The following is a 4,926-nucleotide window of genomic DNA, read 5'->3' as shown; positions in this document are numbered from 1 at the left end:
GGCGGTGCTCTGGGTTATGCGGTGCTGTTTGTTGACGCCCGACACTGCGGGCGGACACCCCCCGCCCCGTCCCCTTCGCACGTACGGCGGCTGCGACGCGCCCCATGGGGGCGCGGGGAACTGCGCGAGCGGCCACGACGGGCCCGCACACGCCTACGACGGAATGCGGCCCCACCTTTCGGCGACTTCAGAGCCGGTCCAGGACCTGCGCCAGCAGTGAGCCCATGCGGGTCGCTGAGTCGCGGCCGGCCTGGAGGACCTCCTCGTGGTTCAGGGGCTCGCCCGTCATGCCCGCCGCCAGGTTCGTGACCAGGGAGATGCCCAGGACCTCGGCGCCTGCCTCGCGCGCGGCGATCGCCTCCAGGACCGTCGACATGCCCACCAGGTCCGCTCCGATGACGCGGGCCATGCGGATCTCGGCCGGGGTCTCGTAGTGCGGGCCGGGGAACTGGGCGTAGACGCCCTCCTCCAGGGTGGGGTCGATCTCCTTGCACAGGGCGCGCAGGCGGGGGGAGTACAGGTCGGTGAGGTCGACGAAGTTCGCGCCGATGATGGGGGAGGTGGCCGTGAGGTTGATGTGGTCGCTGATCAGGACCGGCTGGCCGGGGCGCATGCCCTCGCGGAGGCCGCCGCAGCCGTTGGTGAGGACCACCGTCTTGCAGCCGGCGGCGACCGCGGTGCGGACGCCGTGGGCCACCGCCGCCACGCCGCGGCCCTCGTAGTAGTGGGTGCGGCCCAGGAAGACCAGGGCGCGCTTGTCGCCGATGGCGTATGAGCGGATCTTGCCGCCGTGGCCCTCCACCGCCGGCGGCGGGAAACCGGGCAGCTCGGTGACCTGGAGCTCGGCGTCGGGGGTGCCGAGGGCGTCCACCGCCGGTGCCCAGCCGGAGCCCATCACGAGGGCGACGTCGTGGGTCTCGGCGCCGGTCAGTTCGCGCAGGCGCGCGGCGGCGGCGTCGGCGGCGGCGTGCGGGTCGCCCTGGATGTCGTCCGGAAGAAGAGATGCGTTCACGCGACTGAGGGTAGCTGGTCTGGGCCTACGCGCGTAGATGACGGAGCTCACCGGATGGCGATCGTTGTCTTGTCGTTTCCAACGAATGGGGGGTCAGCACGGGCGTTTGCGGAGTTCCATGACGTAGTCGTGGGGGGCGCCGGCCGACTCGGCTGCGTCCGCGATCTCGCCCAGGTAGCGGGCCGAGGGGAGGCCGCCCTCGTAGCCGTTGAGGACGTAGAGCCAGGCCGACTCCTCGCCCTCCAGGGTGTGGACGCGGACGCGCATCCGGCGGTAGATGCCGAGGCCCACGCCCTCCCAGCGGTCCAGCGAGTCCTCGTCGGGCGGCGCGATGTCGTACAGGGCGACGAAGACCTGGGAGAAGGGGTCCTCGGCGATGGTCGCCAGGGCGCCCTCCCAGCCCATGTGCTCGCCCCCGAACGTCAGCCGCCAGCCGTTCAGCCAGCCCGTGGCGCGCATCGGCGAGTGCGGGGCGCGGCGGGTCATCAGCCGCGCGTCGAGGTTGCCGGCGTACGCGGCGTAGAGCGACATGGGGAGAGGGTACGGCAGGGAGAACAGGGGGCTCACAGGGAACAGGCGCCCCTTGCCCAACCCGTTGCCACGGCCCCGGGCAGTAGCACCTTGAGCGGTGCGGGACAATGGGGTACGTGACTCGGATCGTGATCATCGGTGGCGGACCCGGCGGATACGAGGCGGCCCTGGTGGCCGCCCAGCTCGGCGCGGAGGTGACCGTCGTCGACTGCGACGGTCTGGGCGGGGCGTCGGTGCTGACCGACTGCGTGCCGTCGAAGACTCTCATTGCTACGGCCGAGGTGATGACCACCTTCGACTCGTCGTACGAAGAGCTGGGGATCATCGTCGCCGACGACACCCCGCCGCTGGAGCAGGCCGCCCGGGTGGTGGGTGTCGATCTGGGGAAGGTGAACCGGCGTGTGAAGCGGCTCGCTCTGGCGCAGTCGCACGACATCACCGCCTCCGTCACGCGGGCCGGCGCGCGGGTCATGCGCGGGCGCGGGCGGCTGGAGGGCATGCAGGCCCTGGACGGGTCCCGGAAGGTCGTCGTGTCCGCCGTCGACGGGAGCGAGGAGACGCTGACCGCGGACGCCGTGCTCATCGCGACCGGTGGGCACCCCCGTGAGCTGCCCGACGCACAGCCCGACGGCGAGCGCATCCTGAACTGGACCCAGGTCTACGACCTCGACGAGCTGCCGGAAGAGCTCATCGTGGTCGGGTCGGGTGTCACCGGCGCCGAGTTCGCCGGCGCCTACCAGGCGCTCGGGTCCAAGGTGACCCTGGTGTCGTCGCGGGACCGGGTGCTGCCGGGTGAGGACCCGGACGCGGCCGCGGTGCTGGAGGACGTCTTCCGCCGGCGCGGCATGAACGTCATGGCCCGCTCGCGGGCCGCCGCCGCCAAGCGGGTCGGCGACCGGGTGGAGGTGACGCTGTCCGACGGGCGGGTCATCAGCGGGTCGCACTGTCTGATGGCTGTCGGTGCCATTCCGAACAGCGCCGGGCTGGGCCTGGAGGAGGCCGGGGTCAAGCTGCGGGAGTCCGGGCACATCTGGACCGACAAGGTGTCCAGGACCACGGCTCCCGGTGTGTACGCCGCGGGTGACGTGACCGGTGTGTTCGCCCTCGCTTCGGTGGCGGCGATGCAGGGGCGTATCGCGATGTACCACTTCCTGGGTGACGCCGTCGCTCCGCTGAACCTGAAGACCGTGTCGTCGAACGTCTTCACCGATCCCGAGATCGCCACGGTGGGGTACACCCAGGCGGACGTGGACGGCGGGAAGATCGACGCCCGCGTGGTGAAGCTGCCGTTGCTGCGCAACCCGCGCGCCAAGATGCAGGGCATCCGGGACGGCTTCGTGAAGCTCTTCTGCCGGCCCGGCACGGGCATCGTGGTCGGTGGTGTGGTCGTCTCGCCGCGCGCCTCGGAACTGATCCATCCGATCTCGATCGCCGTCGACAACAATCTGACGGTCGAACAGATCGCGAACGCCTTCACCGTGTATCCCTCCCTTTCGGGGTCGATCGCCGAGGTGGCACGGCAGTTGCACACCCGCAAGAGCGGCGGCGAGGTCTGACGGCCGAAAGCGATTCCCCGCTGGTCACGGGGAGTTGTCGAGCGTGCGTGCGGCATAGGCGGGATGGGTAGGCCCTATACCACTCGGCGTGCTTGCGTGCGAACAACTTCTGCTATTCGGCGCAAACAGCTGAAAGCAGACGGTCGTTGGCATTACTGTCAGTTTCGTGTTCGCTGCAGAACGTCGCCAATTGATCCTCGAAATGGTGCGAGCGAACGGGGCCGTGTCGCTCCGTGAGCTCGCCCGCGTCGTCCAGACCTCTGAAGTGACCGTACGGCGGGACGTGCGCGCACTGGAGGCAGAAGGACTCCTCGACCGCCGGCACGGCGGTGCGGTACTGCCGGGCGGTTTCACGCGGGAGTCCGGCTTTCCGCAGAAATCCCATCTCGCGACCGCCGAGAAGACGGCCATCGCCGATCTCGCCGCGGGCTTCGTCGAAGAAGGCGAGGCCATCGTGGTGGGGGCCGGTACGACCACGCAGGAGCTGGCCCGCCGGCTCGCCCGGGTGCCCGGCCTGACCGTCGTCACCAACTCCCTGCTCGTCGCCCAGGCGTTGGCCCATGCCAACCGGGTGGAGGTCGTGATGACCGGCGGGACGTTGCGTGGGTCCAACTACGCGCTGGTGGGCAGTGGGGCCGAGCAGTCCCTGCAGGGGCTGCGCGTCTCACGGGCCTTTCTGTCCGGGAGCGGGCTCACCGCGGAGCGCGGGCTGTCCACGTCCAACATGCTGTCGGCCTCCGTCGACCGGGCCCTGGTCCAGGCGGCCGCGGAGGTCGTCGTGCTCGCCGATCACACCAAGCTCGGGACGGACACGATGTTCCAGACCGTGCCCACGGATGTGATCACGCGGCTGGTGACGGACGAGCCGCCGGCCCACGACGACCGGGCGGCGACGGAGTTGCAGGCCCTGGCGGACCAGGGCGTGCAGATCGCCGTGGCGGGGGCGTCGGGTGGCTCCGGGAACCCGGGGGGCGATGCGGTCCCCCCGCGTCAGGCGCGGGCCCTGCCGGGACAGCGGCGGCAGGTTCCGGGGGCCGGCCTCAGGACGGCGACGGTGCTGGGGGACGCCGGGGTTGAGCGGGCCCGTGTCGCGGACATGCGGCGGCGGTAAGGCCCCTCAGCGGCGCTGTCCTCAGGCGTCCTTCAAGCCTCTCAGGGTCAGATCGAGCAGTCTGTCCGGCAGTTGTGGGTCTGCCGGTGACTCCTCCGCCGCCAGGGCGATCGCGTGCGTCAGCTGTAGCAGGTCGCCCATCTCGACGTCCGCGCGGATTCTGCCGGCCTGCTGGGCTCGGGTCAGCAAGGCCGTTCCCGCCTCGCGCATGGGGGTGCTGCAACGGGCGAGGGCCGAGGCCCGGTCCGATGAGACGGACATCAACGCCCTGGCCAGTCCCCGGTATTCGCCGGCGTGCGTCACGACCTCTCGCAGCCACGTCACCAGTGCCGTGCACGGTTCCGGTGCCGTCTGGAGTTCCCTCGCCCGGGAGAGCAGGTCGTTGACGGCGTCCTCGAAGACCGCGCTCAGCAGGGCGTGGCGGTTGGGGAAGTGGCGGTAGAGGGTGCCGATGCCCACGCCGGCGCGGCGGGCCACGTCCTCCAGGGACGCGTCCGTGCCGTGGGTGGCGAAGGCCGCGCGGGCCTCGGTGAGCAGCCGGTCGTAGTTGCGGCGGGCGTCGGCGCGCATGGGGCGCGGGGCGGTGGGCGGCATCCCGCTACCGCCGGTGTCCGCGGTCCGCGCCGACGTCGTGGTCACCATGCCCTCCATGTGCTCCCCGCGATGCTTCCTCGTGCGTCCAGCATGCCATCGCGGTACGCCGGTCGGGGTGGGGA

General features: G+C 71.1%; 5 protein-coding genes. 2 read left to right on the top strand and 3 right to left on the bottom strand.

The window, feature by feature from the left end; translation table 11 throughout:
* Positions 1-187 precede the first annotated feature (187 nt).
* Both GRC12_RS41915 and GRC12_RS41910 read right to left on the bottom strand, forming a co-directional pair.
* Entirely contained in the window at positions 188-1,012 is an 825-nt protein-coding gene (locus GRC12_RS41915) for a purine-nucleoside phosphorylase (protein ID WP_133049985.1), read from the bottom strand.
* Between the two features lie 93 nt (positions 1,013-1,105).
* Positions 1,106-1,543 (bottom strand): gamma-glutamylcyclotransferase, encoded by a 438-nt coding sequence (locus tag GRC12_RS41910; protein ID WP_208785695.1) that lies wholly within the window; start codon positions 1,541-1,543, stop codon positions 1,106-1,108.
* A 107-nt stretch (positions 1,544-1,650) separates the two neighbouring features.
* Here GRC12_RS41910 and GRC12_RS41905 point away from each other — a divergent pair, with 107 nt between their 5' ends.
* Positions 1,651-3,099 carry an NAD(P)H-quinone dehydrogenase gene (locus GRC12_RS41905; RefSeq protein ID WP_208785694.1) on the top strand — a complete coding sequence of 483 codons (1,449 nt, stop codon included), beginning with the start codon at positions 1,651-1,653 and terminating at the stop codon, positions 3,097-3,099.
* A 190-nt stretch (positions 3,100-3,289) separates the two neighbouring features.
* Positions 3,290-4,210, top strand: coding sequence for a DeoR/GlpR family DNA-binding transcription regulator (locus GRC12_RS41900; protein ID WP_207930074.1), 921 nt, complete (start codon positions 3,290-3,292; stop codon positions 4,208-4,210).
* Positions 4,211-4,231: 21 nt separating this feature from the next.
* Here GRC12_RS41900 and GRC12_RS41895 read toward each other — a convergent pair whose 3' ends face one another.
* On the bottom strand, positions 4,232-4,804 hold the full coding sequence (locus tag GRC12_RS41895) for a TetR/AcrR family transcriptional regulator (protein ID WP_439959947.1): 573 nt from the start codon (positions 4,802-4,804) through the stop codon (positions 4,232-4,234).
* Positions 4,805-4,926 lie beyond the last annotated feature (122 nt).

Origin of the sequence: Streptomyces griseorubiginosus (assembly GCF_017614965.1) — a bacterium.
GTDB classification, from domain to species: domain Bacteria; phylum Actinomycetota; class Actinomycetes; order Streptomycetales; family Streptomycetaceae; genus Streptomyces; species Streptomyces griseorubiginosus_B.
This window is presented reverse-complemented; position numbering and strand designations above follow the sequence as displayed.